Source organism: Streptococcus caballi DSM 19004 (assembly GCF_000379985.1).
GTDB classification, from domain to species: domain Bacteria; phylum Bacillota; class Bacilli; order Lactobacillales; family Streptococcaceae; genus Streptococcus; species Streptococcus caballi.
On record NZ_KB904119.1, the window covers coordinates 1 to 1,240 of the forward strand.

A 1,240-nucleotide genomic window follows, 5' to 3' on the forward strand; every position below is an offset into this window, starting at 1 on the left:
GCTAGGCTAGACTTGGTCTAAAGTGGAACTAGAGTTTAAAAATCATTTCCCTTATTTTACAGAATGGCTCTAGGAATGTGTGTGGAGGAGCTCTGAAATTTTTTAGCAACTATGGCTTTGATGAAGCGGGTAATATCCGCATTCAGGATTACACAACAGCAACCGGTGGTTTGTCTGTTAGCCGTCAGGCCTTGCTAGAGGACTTATTTAAGTATGGTGGAACCGTTGTAGGAAAAGGTAAAGGTGCCTTTACTGCTGGTACCGAAATCAAGCCTGGAACACAGATTGATGTGGTGTCACAGAAGGCAGGAAATGTGACGGTTAGTCCTGTGCAAGTATCAGATACTTATCTACCAACAGATTCTCGCTATGACCAACAGTTGATAGTAGACTATAGTGAAGATCCGACAGAGCTTGGTTGCTCGGTCATCTTTGTGGAGGATGTCTTGTCCAGTCTGTCTGAAAACATCAAGACCATTATCAATATCAAGGATAGAAATGTTGGCCAACTGGTCATTGAGGAGGGTGAGCTAAGAGAAACGGACTTTGCCTTAGATCATTTCCCAGAAGCCTATGATAAGGAGAGTCTGGCTCGTCGTTTGGCGCCGCTCAATCATCTGCAAAACCTCAAGTCCTCTATTCCTGACAGCGTGACCTTTATGGAAATGTACCATGCCGAAGACTTCAAAGACTTACACGTTCAAGAGCGTTGGGCAGAACATGCACCGTATAAGTCCTTGGCGGTGCCGCTTGGCTTACGTGGTCAAGGTGATATTGTCTATCTTAACCTGCACGAAAAAGCACATGGACCTCATGGTTTGATTGCTGGGACGACGGGTTCTGGGAAGTCAGAGCTGATTCAGTCTTATATTTTGAGCCTAGCGGTTAACTTCCACCCCTATGATGTAGCTTTCTTACTCATCGACTACAAGGGTGGGGGGATGGCCAATCTTTTCAAGGACCTGCCACACTTGCTGGGAACCATTACCAACTTGGATGGGGCGCAGTCCATGCGAGCTTTGACCTCAATCAATGCCGAACTCAAACGCCGTCAACGTCTCTTTGCCAAGTATGATGTCAATCACATTAATCAGTATCAGAAGAAATACAAGCTGGGTGAAGTGGAAGAGGCCATGCCTCACCTCTTCTTGATTTCAGATGAGTTTGCGGAATTGAAACAAGAACAGCCAGACTTTATGAGTGCCTTGGTGTCAACAGCGCGGACAGGGCGTTCTCTGGG

At 46.2% G+C, this 1,240-nt stretch carries 1 pseudogene; it reads left to right on the forward strand.

What is annotated here, in order from left to right:
• Window positions 1-371: 371 nt before the first annotated feature.
• Window positions 372-1,240, forward strand: a pseudogene (locus A3GS_RS11880) (FtsK/SpoIIIE domain-containing protein); the annotation flags it as partial.